19 protein-coding genes are annotated in these 14,577 nt (G+C 24.8%); 18 read left to right on the forward strand and 1 reads right to left on the reverse strand.

The genetic code is table 4. From position 1 onward, the window contains the following. Positions 1 to 49: 49 nt before the first annotated feature. The 15 genes from gltX (at position 50) to ACXX88_RS00600 (ending at position 11,513) form a co-directional block, all read left to right on the forward strand. On the forward strand, positions 50 to 1,453 hold the full coding sequence (gltX, locus tag ACXX88_RS00530; RefSeq protein ID WP_458559264.1) for a glutamate--tRNA ligase: 1,404 nt from the start codon (positions 50 to 52) through the stop codon (positions 1,451 to 1,453). After that, entirely contained in the window at positions 1,444 to 1,818 is a 375-nt protein-coding gene (locus ACXX88_RS00535) for a hypothetical protein (RefSeq protein ID WP_458557346.1), read from the forward strand. Before gltX ends, ACXX88_RS00535 begins: the two co-directional genes overlap by 10 nt. A gap of 1 nt (position 1,819) precedes the next feature. Continuing rightward, positions 1,820 to 3,031 carry an endonuclease/exonuclease/phosphatase family protein gene (locus tag ACXX88_RS00540; RefSeq protein WP_458559265.1) on the forward strand — a complete coding sequence of 404 codons (1,212 nt, stop codon included), beginning with the start codon at positions 1,820 to 1,822 and terminating at the stop codon, positions 3,029 to 3,031. Between the two features lie 51 nt (positions 3,032 to 3,082). Next, a complete protein-coding gene (dnaJ, locus tag ACXX88_RS00545) occupies positions 3,083 to 4,186 on the forward strand; it encodes a molecular chaperone DnaJ (protein ID WP_458557344.1) in 1,104 nt (367 codons plus the stop codon). Next, positions 4,165 to 4,653, forward strand: coding sequence for a Sua5/YciO/YrdC/YwlC family protein (locus ACXX88_RS00550; protein ID WP_458557343.1), 489 nt, complete (start codon positions 4,165 to 4,167; stop codon positions 4,651 to 4,653). Before dnaJ ends, ACXX88_RS00550 begins: the two co-directional genes overlap by 22 nt. 1 nt (position 4,654) lies before the next feature. Further along, the gene (locus tag ACXX88_RS00555; protein ID WP_458559266.1) at positions 4,655 to 5,101 is read left to right on the forward strand and encodes an RpiB/LacA/LacB family sugar-phosphate isomerase; all 447 of its coding nucleotides are present in this window, start codon (positions 4,655 to 4,657) and stop codon (positions 5,099 to 5,101) included. Between the two features lie 109 nt (positions 5,102 to 5,210). Next, positions 5,211 to 5,792 carry a 50S ribosomal protein L11 gene (gene rplK, locus ACXX88_RS00560; RefSeq protein WP_436358898.1) on the forward strand — a complete coding sequence of 194 codons (582 nt, stop codon included), beginning with the start codon at positions 5,211 to 5,213 and terminating at the stop codon, positions 5,790 to 5,792. A gap of 1 nt (position 5,793) precedes the next feature. Beyond that, entirely contained in the window at positions 5,794 to 6,483 is a 690-nt protein-coding gene (rplA, locus tag ACXX88_RS00565) for a 50S ribosomal protein L1 (protein WP_458557342.1), read from the forward strand. A 75-nt stretch (positions 6,484 to 6,558) separates the two neighbouring features. Next, positions 6,559 to 7,383 (forward strand): ribosome biogenesis GTPase YlqF, encoded by an 825-nt coding sequence (gene ylqF / locus ACXX88_RS00570; RefSeq protein ID WP_458557341.1) that lies wholly within the window; start codon positions 6,559 to 6,561, stop codon positions 7,381 to 7,383. Positions 7,384 to 7,392: 9 nt separating this feature from the next. Continuing rightward, entirely contained in the window at positions 7,393 to 7,935 is a 543-nt protein-coding gene (locus tag ACXX88_RS00575; RefSeq protein ID WP_458557340.1) for a DJ-1/PfpI family protein, read from the forward strand. 237 nt (positions 7,936 to 8,172) lie between these two features. Next, positions 8,173 to 8,520 (forward strand): MG284/MPN403 family protein, encoded by a 348-nt coding sequence (locus ACXX88_RS00580; RefSeq protein ID WP_436358902.1) that lies wholly within the window; start codon positions 8,173 to 8,175, stop codon positions 8,518 to 8,520. Then, positions 8,489 to 9,643, forward strand: coding sequence for an MHO_1580 family protein (locus ACXX88_RS00585; protein ID WP_458559267.1), 1,155 nt, complete (start codon positions 8,489 to 8,491; stop codon positions 9,641 to 9,643). Before ACXX88_RS00580 ends, ACXX88_RS00585 begins: the two co-directional genes overlap by 32 nt. Beyond that, entirely contained in the window at positions 9,615 to 10,052 is a 438-nt protein-coding gene (locus ACXX88_RS00590; protein ID WP_436358904.1) for an MHO_1590 family protein, read from the forward strand. Before ACXX88_RS00585 ends, ACXX88_RS00590 begins: the two co-directional genes overlap by 29 nt. Before the next feature lie 8 nt (positions 10,053 to 10,060). Continuing rightward, entirely contained in the window at positions 10,061 to 10,276 is a 216-nt protein-coding gene (locus ACXX88_RS00595) for a phosphopantetheine-binding protein (RefSeq protein WP_436358905.1), read from the forward strand. Between the two features lie 13 nt (positions 10,277 to 10,289). Further along, complete coding sequence (locus tag ACXX88_RS00600; RefSeq protein WP_458559268.1) at positions 10,290 to 11,513, forward strand: Y-family DNA polymerase; 1,224 nt, start codon at positions 10,290 to 10,292, stop codon at positions 11,511 to 11,513. 1 nt (position 11,514) lies between these two features. On the opposite strand, the gene ACXX88_RS00605 is transcribed toward ACXX88_RS00600, so the two are convergent. Then, on the reverse strand, positions 11,515 to 12,234 hold the full coding sequence (locus ACXX88_RS00605) for a PQ-loop domain-containing transporter (RefSeq protein WP_436358907.1): 720 nt from the start codon (positions 12,232 to 12,234) through the stop codon (positions 11,515 to 11,517). Between the two features lie 128 nt (positions 12,235 to 12,362). Here ACXX88_RS00605 and pyrH point away from each other — a divergent pair, with 128 nt between their 5' ends. The 3 genes from pyrH to ACXX88_RS00620 are packed head-to-tail and all read left to right on the forward strand — an operon-like array spanning position 12,363 to position 14,576. Beyond that, entirely contained in the window at positions 12,363 to 13,085 is a 723-nt protein-coding gene (pyrH, locus tag ACXX88_RS00610; protein WP_436358908.1) for a UMP kinase, read from the forward strand. Position 13,086: 1 nt separating this feature from the next. Then, positions 13,087 to 13,638: a ribosome recycling factor gene (gene frr / locus ACXX88_RS00615; RefSeq protein ID WP_458559269.1), complete on the forward strand. Its 552-nt coding sequence runs from the start codon at positions 13,087 to 13,089 to the stop codon at positions 13,636 to 13,638. Positions 13,639 to 13,646: 8 nt separating this feature from the next. Continuing rightward, positions 13,647 to 14,576, forward strand: coding sequence for a phosphatidate cytidylyltransferase (locus ACXX88_RS00620; protein WP_436358910.1), 930 nt, complete (start codon positions 13,647 to 13,649; stop codon positions 14,574 to 14,576). Position 14,577: the final 1 nt, after the last annotated feature.

Below are 14,577 nucleotides of genomic sequence, written 5' to 3' on the forward strand. Positions count from 1 at the left end.
TAAAAAAATAAAATATAATTATTTATAAATTAATAACTAAGGAGAAACAATGAAAAAAATAAGAACTAGATATGCACCAAGTCCAACAGGATATCTCCATATAGGTGGAGCAAGAACAGCTTTATTTTCATACTTATTTGCTAAGCATTATAGTGGAGAATTTGTTTTAAGAATTGAAGATACTGATGTTTCGAGAAATGTTGAAGGAGGAGAAGAATCACAATTAAATAATCTAAAATGATTAGGTATTATTCCAGATGAATCACCAATAAATCCTAATTCAAAATACGGAAAATACAGACAAAGTGAAAAACTTGATAGATACAATGAATTAGTAGATTGATTAATTTCTAAAAACCTTGCTTATAAAGCATATGATACTTCAGAAGAATTAGATCAACAAAGACAAGAACAAGAAAAACAAGGAATTTTCAGCTTTAGATATGATAGAAATTGGCTAAAAATTTCTGAAGAAGAAAAAGAAACAAGAGAAAAAAATAAAGAATATTCAGTAAGATTAGCTCTTAAACCTAATAAAGATTACGCTTGAAATGATATTGTAAGAGGACAAATTTCTGTAAATTCAAACGATATTGGTGATTGAGTAATAAAAAAATCTGATGGATTTCCAACTTATAATTTTGCAGTTGTAGTTGATGATCATGATATGGAAATCACCCATGTTTTAAGAGGTGAAGAACATATTACAAATACACCTAAACAACTTGCGGTATATGATGCTTTTGGTTGAGAAACACCAAAATTTGGACACTTAACAATAATTACTAATATGGAAGGAAAAAAACTTTCTAAAAGAGATTTAAGTTTAAAACAGTTTATTGAAGATTATAAAAATGAAGGTTATATTTCTGAAGCTATTTTTAACTTCTTAGCATTACTTGGATGAACAAGTGAAGATGCACAGGAAATCTTAAGTCACAAAGAATTAATTGAAAAATTTGATGAAAATAGATTGTCTAAATCTCCTTCAAAATTTGATATTAAGAAAATGGAATGATTTTCTAAACAATATATGAAAAATCAAAGCAACACTATTTTAAAAGAACAATTACAACTAAATAGTGATTCTGATTGAAATGAATTATTTGTAGAAACATATAAACAAAGTGCTGCTACTTTAAATGAAATTAAAAATAATTTAAGAATTTACAAGTTTCCAAAAGATTTAACAGAAACATTTATAAAGGAAAACCCTATAAATTTAGAAGTTATTTTTGTTTTTTACAGTCATTTAAATAATTTAAATTTTTCAATTGATAATATTCAAAAAGCAATAGATTTAACAAAAGAACAAACAAAATTATCTGGAAAGAATTTATTTTTACCAATTAGAATTGCTTCCACTCTTGAACAACATGGACCAGAATTAGCAAAAAGTATTTATTTATTTGGAGAAAACATTATTAAAGAGAGATTGAAAAAATGACTATAAAATTTGTTTCAACAATTATCAAGGATGATGATAAAAAAGTAATTGAATTTATTTCTCCTTTAGAATTAGATAAATGAGAAGAATTTGATGCATTTATTTTTAAAGATCCAAATACAAATATTGCTATAAGAATTGAAGTTTCAAAAAACAAAGTTAATATTTTTCAAAGTCATGCAACTGTTAATTTAGAGTTAAATAAAGAAAAAGTATGTCCTTTTAAAACTGAATATGGTGAGTTAGATTTCATTTATAAAATGACAAAATTAGAAAGAGAAGAAAATTTTATTTCCTTTTATTACGATTTATTTTCTGCTAAAGAAGAATACATTTCAAGTTTTCAAATAGAATTATTTATAAATAGATAAAATGAAAAAATGAATTAAATGATTTTCTTTTCTTTCTTTACCTTTAGTTTTTACTTCATGTGGTTCAAAACAAACACATCAAGAACCTATTACAAAACAGACACAACAGGAACAACCGTCAAAAGAGAATATTAACTCTTCTATTCCAAGTAACGATGAAAAAGGACAAAAAGAATACAAAAAAAATAATGATTTAAACAAAAAAACAGATAATAATCAAGAATTATGATTTGATAAAATAAGAATTGGTCATTGAAATATTTTAAATCACACTGGAAAACAAGATTGAAAAAATGAAGCAATAGCAAAAATTATTAATCATGAAAATCTTTCCTTAGTTGGTTTAACTGAAGTTACAATTGATAATGAAAATAATGAACTTGCTGTTTCTAAAATAATTGAAAAATTAAAAGAATATGATCCTGATGGAGATTGAAAATATTTATTAAGTCCTAAATTATTTGGTAAAGGTAAAGAATCACAGCAAGAATATATAGGTATAGTTTATAAAAATAAATTTTTAGAACCAATTCCATTTGCTGGATATCAAAACAATAAAAACCCTTATTTAGGAATTCCTTATCCAAACCCAGAATTTACTTCTTACTTTAATAAAAAAGAAAAAACTGTTTATGCAAGACCGCCATATGGAGCACATTTTAGAGTTAAAAATCAAAAACATAATGATTTTACCGTAGTATTCTCTCACTTTGATTCTCCAGGACAAAAAAGAGGTGTTGAACCAGCAGCGAGCGGTTATTCCGGTCAAGGTCAATTTGAAATAAATGAAGCTAAAGAGTTAAAAAATGTTTTAAATTGATTTGATTTACAAGATGGCAAAAATAACGATATTTTCTTTATGGGAGATACAAATATAAAGGAAAATAACGGAGCAAAAGCATTTGATTTAACAATTAAAGCAGGTTATAAAACATTACTTGATTGAAATTTAGAAACAAGTCTTGGCAGATCTCGACAATGATCAGAACCATATGATAAAATCCTTTATAAAGGTGATTTAAAAACTTCTAACGCTCAAAGATTTGATATATTTTCTGTCTTTAAAAAAAATATTATTGAAGAAAAAGAATGAAAGAAAAAAGTTGATAAAAAACCTTCAAAGGATACCTTACAAAATTGAATTTTAAAAATTAGCGATCACACTTTAGTTTATACAGATTTAGATGTATCAAAAGATGATATAGATGAATAATAATATACAAAATTTTAGCACTCTAATATAAAATGTGCTAAAATTTTATTTATGAAAAAAAGAGATTATTATGAAGTATTAGAAATAAATAAAAACGCAACGGATAAAGAAATAAAAATAGCTTATAGAAAATTAGCTATGAAATATCACCCAGATAAAAATAAAGAAACAGATGCAGAAGAGAAATTTAAAGAAGTAAATGAAGCATATGAAGTTTTATCAAATCCAGAAAAAAGAGCACAATATGATCAATATGGTCATGATGCTTTTGATCCAAATGCACAAGCAGGTTTTGGTGGATTTGGAAATTTTGGTGGATTTAGCGGATTCAGTGACTTTTTTGGAGATATTTTTGGTGGATTTGGCAGAAGAAAATCAAGAGAAAATTATCCAGAAGATGGTTCAGATTATAAAATTGAATATTCAATAAGTTTTCTTGAATCAATTTTAGGAACAAGTATAAAGAGAAAATTTGATAAATATAGCACATGTAATAATTGTCACGGTAGTGGTGCAAATTCTACAGCAGATATTAAGCAATGTAGTACTTGTGGTGGAACAGGAAGTGTTACAAAAGTTATTAAAACACCTTTTGGAGCAATTCAAAATAGTGCAACTTGTTCTGATTGTTCTGGTAAAGGAAAAAGAATTCAAAAATTATGTAAATTATGTTCTGGTAAAGGAATTATAAAAGAAAGTAAAGAGTTGACAGTTTCTATCCCTGCAGGTATTAAAGAAGGGCAATCTGTAGTTTTAAATGGATATGGTGGTCCTGGATTAAATGGTGGGCAAAATGGAGATTTATATATAGAAATAACTGTTAGAGATCATACGCATTACACAAGAGTTGGTGATGATATTCATTTAACTGTGCCAGTTTCTGTAATTGATATTATTTCTGAAAATCTTATCACAATTCCAACACCATATGGAAATGAAGAGATTAGAATGAATAATTCTTATAAATCAGGTGATGTATTAACTGTAAAAAATAAAGGTTCTAAAAATCCAAAAAATAATTCTTATGGAAACTTAAAAATTCACTTACAATTATATGTTCCAAAATTATCAAATTCAGAGAAAAAAGCAATGGAATCAATTTTTTCAGGTGTAAAAGATGATCGAAAAAATAAATGATTGAAAGATTTTGATTAATGAATGAAATTGACAAATATAAAGATGTATTTATTACTACAACCGATACAGTTGTTGGTATAGGAATTCCTGTAAAAACAAAAAAAATAGATCTTTTATATGAACTTAAACAAAGAGATATAAATAAAAAAATAATAATTTTAGTTGCTTCTATAGACCAAGCAAGAGAATTTCAAGAATGAAATTCACAAGCAGAGGAACTGGCTAAGAAATTTTGACCTGGAAATATAACTTTAATTGTTAATAATCAAGGTTTTAGAATGCCAAATCAAAAAGGATTACAGGCGTTTTTGGAAAAAACTGGTCCTTGCTGAGTAACAAGTGCAAATATTTCTGGTCAAAAAAATTTAACCCTAAAAGAAGCACAAAAAGTTTTTAATAAAATAAAACAAGTTTATAATTTTGGAGAAGGAAGCAACGAACCTTCACAAATTATAAAAGTAGAAACATTGGAAAGATTAAGATAGTATGGAAAAAATTAGAGTAGCATTCGCAAGTGATCATGCTGGTTATGATTTAAAAGTAAAAGTTTTAGAATATGTAAAATCCAAAGGATACGAAGTAGAAGATTTAGGTCCTTTTAACGGAGTAGAATCAGTATCCTATGCAACATATGGTAAAAAACTTGGAAAACACTTACAAAACAAAAAAGCAGACATAGGAATGGGTTTTTGTGGAACAGGACTTGGAATTTCATATGCTTTAAATAGATTCAAAGGAGTTAGAGCAGCAAGAATTACAAATGTTAATGATGCTTATTTAGCAAAATTACACAATAACGCAAATGCAATTGCTTTAAGTGGTAGATTTACAACTTTTGAAGAAGCAAAAAAAATGGTAGATGAGTATTTTGAAACTAAATACGAAGGCGGAAGACACCAAGCAAGAATTGATGAGTTAGATAAATTAGACTAATTTTAATTTAAAAAAAGCAAAATATGGTAAAATTTTAATTGCAATATTTATATTGCCTTAGTGGAAGAGAAATCGTTATTACCACCAAGAGAAAGAAAGGAAGCTCGCAATGGCAAAAGAAATAGTTCGTGTTGCTAAATTGCAATTTAACGCTGGACAAGCTAAACCTGGTCCTGCATTAGCTGGTTTAGGTATTGTTATGCCTGAATTTACAAAGCAATTTAACGATCAAACAAGAGATAGAGGGAGCGAACCAGTTCCTGTAGCTATCACAATATATAAAGATAAATCATTTGATTTTAAATTATTCACTTCACCTGCTTCATATAAAATTAAACAAGCAGCAAAAATTCAATCAGGTTCTTCAAATTCTAAAACTAAAATTGTTGCTACAATTACTTTAGAACAATTAAAAGAAATAGCACAATACAAATTAGTTGATTTAAACACAGACTCATTAGATAAAGCTATGCAAACAATCGCAGGAACAGCTAAAAATATGGGTGTTTTAGTTGAAGGTTGAGACGATGTTGTAGCTGCTAAAAAAGAAGCTGAAAAACAAGCTAAAGCAAATGCAAAAGCTGCTGCTTCAGCTGCTAAACTAGAAGAAGATGCAAAAGCTGCTGCAGAAAATAAAGGTTTTGTAGATGCAGAAGTTATAAAAGAAAAACAAGAAAGTGAAGAAAACTAATATGAGAAAAATTGGTAAAAAACTTCAATCTGCAAGAGAACTTGTAGAAAAAGATAAAGTTTATTCTTTAGAAGATGCAATGGAGTTAGTAAAGAAAACTTCATATGCAAAATTTGATGCATCAGTAGATTTAGCAATTAGATTAAATTTAGATACAAGAAAAGCAGATCAACAATTAAGAGGGGCTGTTGTATTACCTAACGGAACAGGAAAAAATATTAGAGTTTTAGTAGCAACAGATAATCCCGATATGCAAAAATCTTCAAAAGAAGCAGGAGCCGATTTAGTTTATACAACAGGTGAATTAGAAGAAGCTTTAAAAAATGATGTATTTGACTTTGATGTAATGGTAGTTGATCCAAAAATGATGCCTGTTTTAGGTAAATATGGTAAAAAACTTGGACCAAAAGGATTAATGCCTAACCCAAAAACTGGAACAGTTACTCCTACACCTTCAAAAGCTGTAGAAGAACTTAAAAAGGGTAAAGCAAACTATAGAGCAGATAAATCTGGTATTGTTCACTCATTAATTGGAAAAACTTCAATGAGTGCACAAGCATTAGCAGAAAATGCACAAACATTAATTTCATTAATTAAAAAATTAAAACCAAGTGTTGTTAAAGGTGCATATATTTTAAACTTAACAGTTTCTGCTTCAATGGGACCTTCAATTAAAATCAAGTTTGATTAATAATATACAGAAATTTCCTATAAATTAGGAAATTTTTCTTTCTTATTTTTTTAAAAATACATTATAATAATTGATATGATTCAATGATTCCCAGGCCATATGGCAAAAGCGATGAAACAAATACAAGAAAAACAAGTTTTAGCAGACTTGTTTTTAATTGTTTTAGATGGTAGAGCTCCAATAAGTAGTTACAATGAAGAATTTGATAAAATATCCCCTTCTAAGCCTAGGTTGTTTGTAATTACAAAAAGTGATATGTCAGATAGAAGTAAAATAAATAAAATTTTATCAAGATTTAATAGTGAAAATTCAAAAGTAATTTTTGTTAATTTAAAAGAAAATAGCAGCAAAAAAATAATTTTAAAAGCTATTAATGACCGATTGGAAGATAAGAGAAAAAAAGATTCTGCAAAAGGTTTACTAAAACCACGATTAAGAGTTTTTATTATGGGTGTTCCTAATAGTGGAAAATCTACATTAATTAATTTAATTTCAAATGCAAAAACTAAAGTTGGAGATATGCCAGGAGTAACAAAAGGACAACAGTGGATAAATGCAGGTGATATACAATTATTAGATACTCCTGGTATTTTATGACCTAAATTTCAAGATGAATTAATAGGGATAAAGTTAGCTATAATCGGTTCAATTAAACCTGAAATAATACCAAAAAAAGATTTTTTTAATTTCGGTTATAAACTTCTTTCTGAATATTATCCAAATAAAATTATTGACTTAGGTTTAACTCCTTCAACCGATGAAACAGAAATTTATAATAATTTATACAAGCTAGGAAAAATTAAACTTTTTCTAACTAAAAATAATCAACCAGACTTAGAAAAAACTATGCAATGATTTATAATATATTTACGAAAACTTACAAATGTTACATATGATTAGAAAGGAAAAATGAATAATAAATTACTTGTTTTAGTTCAAGATGATTTTCAAGATTTTGAATTAACTGCTGTAACTACAACTTTAGAAAGAGCGAAAACTTTTTCTGAAATAATTTTTTATAATAATAACGAATCAAGAGAATATATAGGACAACACAAAATTGTAAAAATACAAACTAAAAAAGAAATTGATTTAAGTGAATTTTCAGCTATTTTTATTCCAGGCGGTAAGGGAGCAACTTATTTAAGAAAAGATTTTAAAAATTTAAATATAGTCAATCATTTTTTAGAAAATAAAAAATGAATTTTTGCTATTTGTGATGCACCAAATGCTCTTTTTGAAACAAAAATTTTTGATGATAAAACTGAATATGTAGGTTTTCCAAATGAATCTAAAAAAGGGGAAAAATTCCAAGACAAAAACATAGTGCATTTTGATAAAATTATAACCGCTAAAAGTGCTTTTTATTCATTGGAATTTTCACTAAAAATAATTGAAATTATTCAAGGAATTGAAATTAAAAAACAAATTTTAAAACAACTAACAGGATAAAAAATAAACATAATTTTTATAGTTTTAAATTAAAACATTTTAATATGACAACTATCAATAAGAAATATAAAAATTTAATTTCAATATTTAGTTCAAAAAACCAAAAAGTGTCAAAAATATTAGGAAAATTGCCCTATTTTTCCTAATTTTTTCCTTTTTTTATGATTTTTTTAAAAATATTTAAAAATTATAATGGGTAGAATATTAAAAAATTACCCAAAAAAGGAGAAAAAAAACATGGCAAAATTACATAGAATCATTACTTTCGTAGAGAAAAGAAAATTTATGGAATTAATTATTTTAATGCATAATAAATTAAAACTAGAACAAAGTTTAGAAATAAATTTAGATCCAAATAATCAAAATAAAATTGTTGCTGAAAAACCAGTTTCTATTTTTGAAAAAATAATGGACTTAATTGAACCAGAATATTCTTATATTTTAAGAAAAGAATTTCTTGAAAATAACAAAAACTGATTTAAAAAACATTGATCAAAAAGTACATACTATAAAAATATCAACAAAGCAATCGACAGATTCTTATTTTACTTATATGGACAATATCCAGCATCTATCTGAGTATAAAGAAATAAATGAAATAGAATCAGTTTTTGAAGTTAAAAAAAGTAAAATCATTTCTAAAAATACACCAATGGGTGAAAGACATTTTATAGAAATCAAAAGAAACATTATTGATGATACATTTTCAATTAAATCTACATATTTTTCTAGAAATCAAAAGAAAGTAGAATTTAGTATCCAATTAAATAACCAACCTTTAGATTTTTCTGTAATTAAAGAGATAAATGAGGAATCTTATGAAAATTTTATAATTCCGTTTTTGGAATTTAAAAAAAATACTTTTTCAGATATTAAAACTTTAAGTTTAATTAGTTCAATAGAAAATAAGAAAGAAGATCCTTTAATTGTAACTCAATTAAAATTAGTTAAAAATCCACTTTTACAAAAAGATTTTTTTGTAGATGATAGTATTATATTTAAATCAGTTAAAGCCCTTAGAACTTCAAGTTTTGCAAACACAATAAATGATAAATATCAAAATTCTTATGATAAATTACTTTATAACAATTTAGTATTTTATCCTACAAAACTAAAATTAGGAGAATACAACGAAACATTATTTGATGTAGTTGCATATAACGATGCATATAATGAAGAACTTATAGAAAGAGATTTAAATTTAAAACCTAAGTTTGTTGAAAACTTACCAATCGAAAATCAAGAAAAACTAAATTTATATTTTGAAAAAAATGATAAAGTTGAGTTTATTAATGGTAAAAAAGTTATAGGAAAAATCAAAATTGTAGATAATACATATTATGATTTTGAGAAAAAAACCACTGTAAAGGGCATAAATAGTTATTCTAAGCGAGGTTTTATTATTCCCTATAATTTCTCAGGAGAAATCTTTCCACGCATTAAAATTGATATAAATAAAGATTTCGAAGACATCACTTTGAGTTATAAACAAAAAATTAAACATAAATTTTTAGATAAAAATGATGGAAAAGTAAAATTTTATATTTCTAGTTATAAAGAACCTAGAATTTCAGAAGTGGATCATTATCTAATAAAAAATAGTCAATTTAAATTTTTATTAGATACTACAATTACTCTTGATGGATTAAAAAAATTATACAAAAAAGATGAAGAAGAAATTGTCGAAAATAAAGGAAATTCTCTTTAAAAAGAAAAAAATAATTTTATACTCTTCTCTTTCTGTTGCTTCTGTTATTGCTATAACTATCCCAGTTATATATTTAGCTTTAAAAAGCGAAGATTCTTCAAAAAATAAAAAAATTACAAATAATAACGAATCATTTTTCTTAACTGAAAATGATATTTTCCCAGAAGTTGATGCAAGAGAATATTATGATTATATTGAAATTGAAAATGGAGAACCTGTAATAAATGATAAAATGATTTCTTTTTTTATAACAGATATTATAAAAAGACTTGGTGTGTCTTATGGTGATATAAAGTTCAATTACAAATACGAAAATAAAAAAAGTGTTTTAGTAGAGTTTATTTGGATTAATGAAGATCAAAAAGTTTATAAAAATTATCATTTAAATATAGAAAATAATGATATATAATTTATTTTATGAAAGATTTCGTTTTTGAAAAATTAAAAAAAATTACAAATAAAAAATTCACTGAAGAAAGTGATATTTTTGAAATTGGAGTTGATTCTCTTGACTTAGTTGAAATGATAACAGATATTGAAAGTGAATTATCAATATCTATTTCAGATGAAGAATTAATGAAAATATCAAAAATAAAAGACGTTATAGTTCTTTTAGAAGAAAAGAAACAATAAAATACATTATAAAATGTCAAATAAAAAAGTTATATTACATATTGATATAGATTCTTTCTTTGTGTCTGCAGAGAGAAAGAATAATAAACTTTTAGAAAAAAAAGAAATTGCTATAGCTTACAATAGAAAAAATTCTATTGTTGTTTCGTTGTCTTACGAAGCGAAAAATAAAGGTGCTAAAGTTCCTTGATTATTGTCAAAAGTAAAAGAAATAATTCCAAATATAGTTGTTGTGGAACCAAACTATAATTTATATTTAAAAGAATCTGAAAATTTTTTTGATTTTTTAAAAAGAAAATATACAAAAAAAATTGAAATCATTTCTATTGATGAGTGTTTTATGGATGCTACTGAATTAGTTAAAAAATTTAATAACAATTTAAATTTTATGATTTCTTCTATTCAAAATGATGTAAAAAAATTTTTAGATTTGCCTATTACAATTGGTGTTTCTTATAATAAATTTTTGGCAAAAATGGCAACCAATTTAGCTAAACCATTTGGTTTAAAAATATTAGAGCAAAAAGATATTAAAAAAGAAATTTTACCATTATCAATCGATAAATGTTATGGTATAGGAAAATCTTCCTATATCAAATTTCAAAATTTAAAAATTTATAATATTGAAGATTTTTATAAAAAAATAAAAAAAGATTTAGCAATAAATCAAAAGGTTCATAAAAGAGATTTCGATCTTTTAAATAATTTAGAAAACAACGGTGATGATTTTGTAAATTATAAGTATGAAGAACCTAAAGGAATTTCACAACAAATATCTTTTGATGCTGATAATTGGGTTACAGAAAGAAAAGTTTTATTAGAAAGTATAAAACATATTTCCAGAACAATTTGTTCTAATTTACAGAGAAAACAATTATTTTCAAAAAATTTATTTTTAGTGATTTATACAGATTTAGAAAAAAAATCCAAAAAATTGACTCTTTCTAATTTAACAAATAATGAAGAAGTTGTTTATAATCATTTAAGCAAAATGCTAGATCAAATATGAAATGAACAACCAGTTAAGTTTATTACTTGTGGTTTTAATAATTTGGTTGCAAGTTTTTCACAAATAAGCATAATTGAAGAAGAAGGAGAAAATAAAAAAATTCAAAATTTAATAACAAAATTAAATAATAAATTTTATAAAAAAACCTTTATGTCATTATCTGAACATAAAGATAATAAAATTAAAAATAAAGAAACTACTTATAAAGGTTTTGGTGTAAAGAAATAGTTTATTTATGCTTTATTTTGGCTGATTTTTCTTTTAATAACAACACTATTTGTATTGTATAAATTATCATTGCAATTGCTTGAACAATTAAAATGTAAATTATATCTACTTTTGTTATTAATCCTGTTGAAAAACCAATGATGAATCAATAAATTTCTCAGCTAAAATTAATTAAAAACCCTAAAATTAAAGTAATAAGAGATAAATCTTTAACATTTCTTGTTTTGATAATCATAAATGTTTGTGGTGCAAAAGCAAAAGAGGTTCCTGATGCAGCAGCTATTCCAAAAATAGCATCAGCAATTGAGTTCAATTTTCACCCGTTGTGATATGCAATCGAAGCAAAGCAAATTACTCCTATATTGTATATTGTTGATAAGAAAATAAAAGGTTTATAAAATTTTGATTCTCTATACTTTAAAAATAAATTAATAGTAATTGTTAAAAGAACTAAAGAAAGTAAATTGGCAACTACTAATTGAATTTTTTTAAATTCAAGTAAAGAAGCATAAATTGATCATAAAGTAACCCCAAAAAAGAAAATAAAGAAACTTAATAAATTAACTTTCCCGCTTTTTTCTTTAAAAGTCTTTATTAATTGCGGAACTGCAAAAGCAACCGTAAAAATAACTCCAAATCAACCGAAAATTTCTCCAAAAATTTCTGTCATTAAATTGTGCCTTTCTAGTTTTAATGTTTTTACCTTATGAAATTTTATCATTTATTGCATTATTTTTTTAAATAAATGAAAATTAAATCAGTTTCTTTTTTTAATATATTAAATAATTTATTAGTTTTTTATTAAAAAAGTATTAAAATTTAAATAAATAAATTATAAGTTGGTGAATAATGGAATATAAATATAAGAGAATTTTGTTAAAACTTTCAGGAGAAAGTTTAGCAAATAAAGAAACTAGGTTAGCAATTGATAATAACATGGTAAAAAAAATTGCAAAACAATTAAAAGAAGTTATTAAAATGGGAATCGAAGTTGCTGTTGTTGTTGGTGGCGGAAACTTTTGAAGGGGAGCTTCAGCTGAAAAAAACGGAATTTCCAGAAATAGAGCTGATTATATAGGGATGCTTGCAACTGTGATGAATGGTTTAGCATTACAATCAGGTTTTGAACAGGAGGGTTTATCTGCAAGAGTATTGTCTTCTATAAACTTTGATAAAAGAGTTTCAGAATACTATATTAATGAAAAAACAGATAAATATTTATCACAAAAAGAAATAATAATTTTTGTTGGAGGAACAGGAAGACCATTTTTTACAACAGACACTGCAGCCACTTTATTTGCTTCAGAAATAAATGCTGATGTAATATTAGTTGGTAAAAATAATGTTGCAGGAGTTTATGATTCAGATCCAAAATTAAATCCTAATGCACAATGATTTGAAAAAATAACATATGATGAAATTTTAGAAAGAAATCTAAAAGTAATGGATTCTACATCCTTTTCTATGGCAAAAGATAATAATATTGAGCTTATAGTTTTTAACATAAATGAAGAAAATTCAATTTTAAGAGCTATAACTGGAGAAATAAAACATACAAAGGTAATTAATTAATATGGAATTAGATTTATATTTATTAGAATTTGAAGAAAAAACAGAAAAAGTTATTGATAATTTTGAAAGACAATTAACTAAAATCTCTACAGGACGGGCAAATCCGCAATTAGTAGCATACATAAAAGTTAATTATTACGATACATTAACTCCTATTGAACAATTAGCATCAATTTCAGTGCCACAACCACAACAATTGTTAATAAAACCATTTGACATTTCTTCTGTTAAAGAAGTTTATGCAACATTAGTAGCACATAATTTAAATATTCAAGTAACTAATGAAGGACATCAAATAAGATTAACTTTTCCGCCTTTAACTACAGAAAGAAGAAGAGAACTAGTTAAAAGTTTATCTAAAACAATTGAAGAAGCAAAAGTTGGAATAAGATTAATAAGACAAGAAATAAATAAAGATGTTAAAAAAGATGAAGAATTAAGCGAAGATGAGCAAAAAAGATATTTAGAAGTTATTCAACAAAATGTTGATAAAAAAATTGATTTAATTTCTAAAATAGCAGATGAAAAAGAAAAAGATTTAATGACTATCTAAAGAATATTATGAAAATAGAAAATAAATGAAATTGCCTTCTAAAAAATAAAATTTTAGTAAGAACAATTGTGGTATTATTGATTTTTTTAATTTTATTTCCAAGTTTTTTTTCAATTTATTTTTTGGGAATTGGTGGAAGAATTTTTGGTTTACTCTTTTTTATTGTTTTAAGTTCTTATGGTTCATACGAAATTCTCAAAAATTTTAAAATTAAAAAGTTGATATTCATTCCTTTAATTGTTTTATCCAATATGACTTACTTTTTATCTATAGATAATTTCTTATCAATAGTTAAAGATGGTATAAATCATTTTGAAGATTTAATTTCTTATCTAACATTAGATTTAGAAACTGGAATATTTTTAATTTCTTTATTTATTTTGCTTTTAATTATTAGTTTTATTGATAAAGAAACACAAAATGTTTTTAACTATATATTAATTTATTTAGTACTTTCTTCAATTTCTTTATTTGGAAAATATTTATTTATTTTTAATGTTTATAGTGTTTATGCTATTCTTATAATTGGATTTATTGCAGGAATTTCCGATACTTTTGGTTTATTTGGGGGTTCTTTACTGGGCAACAAAATTTTTAAAAGAAAATTAGCACCAAAGATTTCGCCTAAAAAAACTTGAGAAGGAGCAATCATTTCTGTTTTATTTTCTGGAATTTTTACTTTTTGTTGTTTATATTTTAGTTCCATTTTTCCTTTTGCAAACAATGAAAAAATAATTTTTGCATTAGTTATGTCATTGATTTTACCAATTGCTTCGATTCTAGGAGATTTATTATTTTCATTAATAAAAAGACATTTATCTATAAAAGATTTTTCAAATTTATTGCCCAATCACGGCGGGATAATGGATAGATTTGATTCAACATTTTTAGTTCTTTTTTGTTTGGTTATAGGAATTTTAATAATTAATATTTTTTAGG

It is taken from the genome of Mycoplasma sp. 5370 (assembly GCF_054343435.1).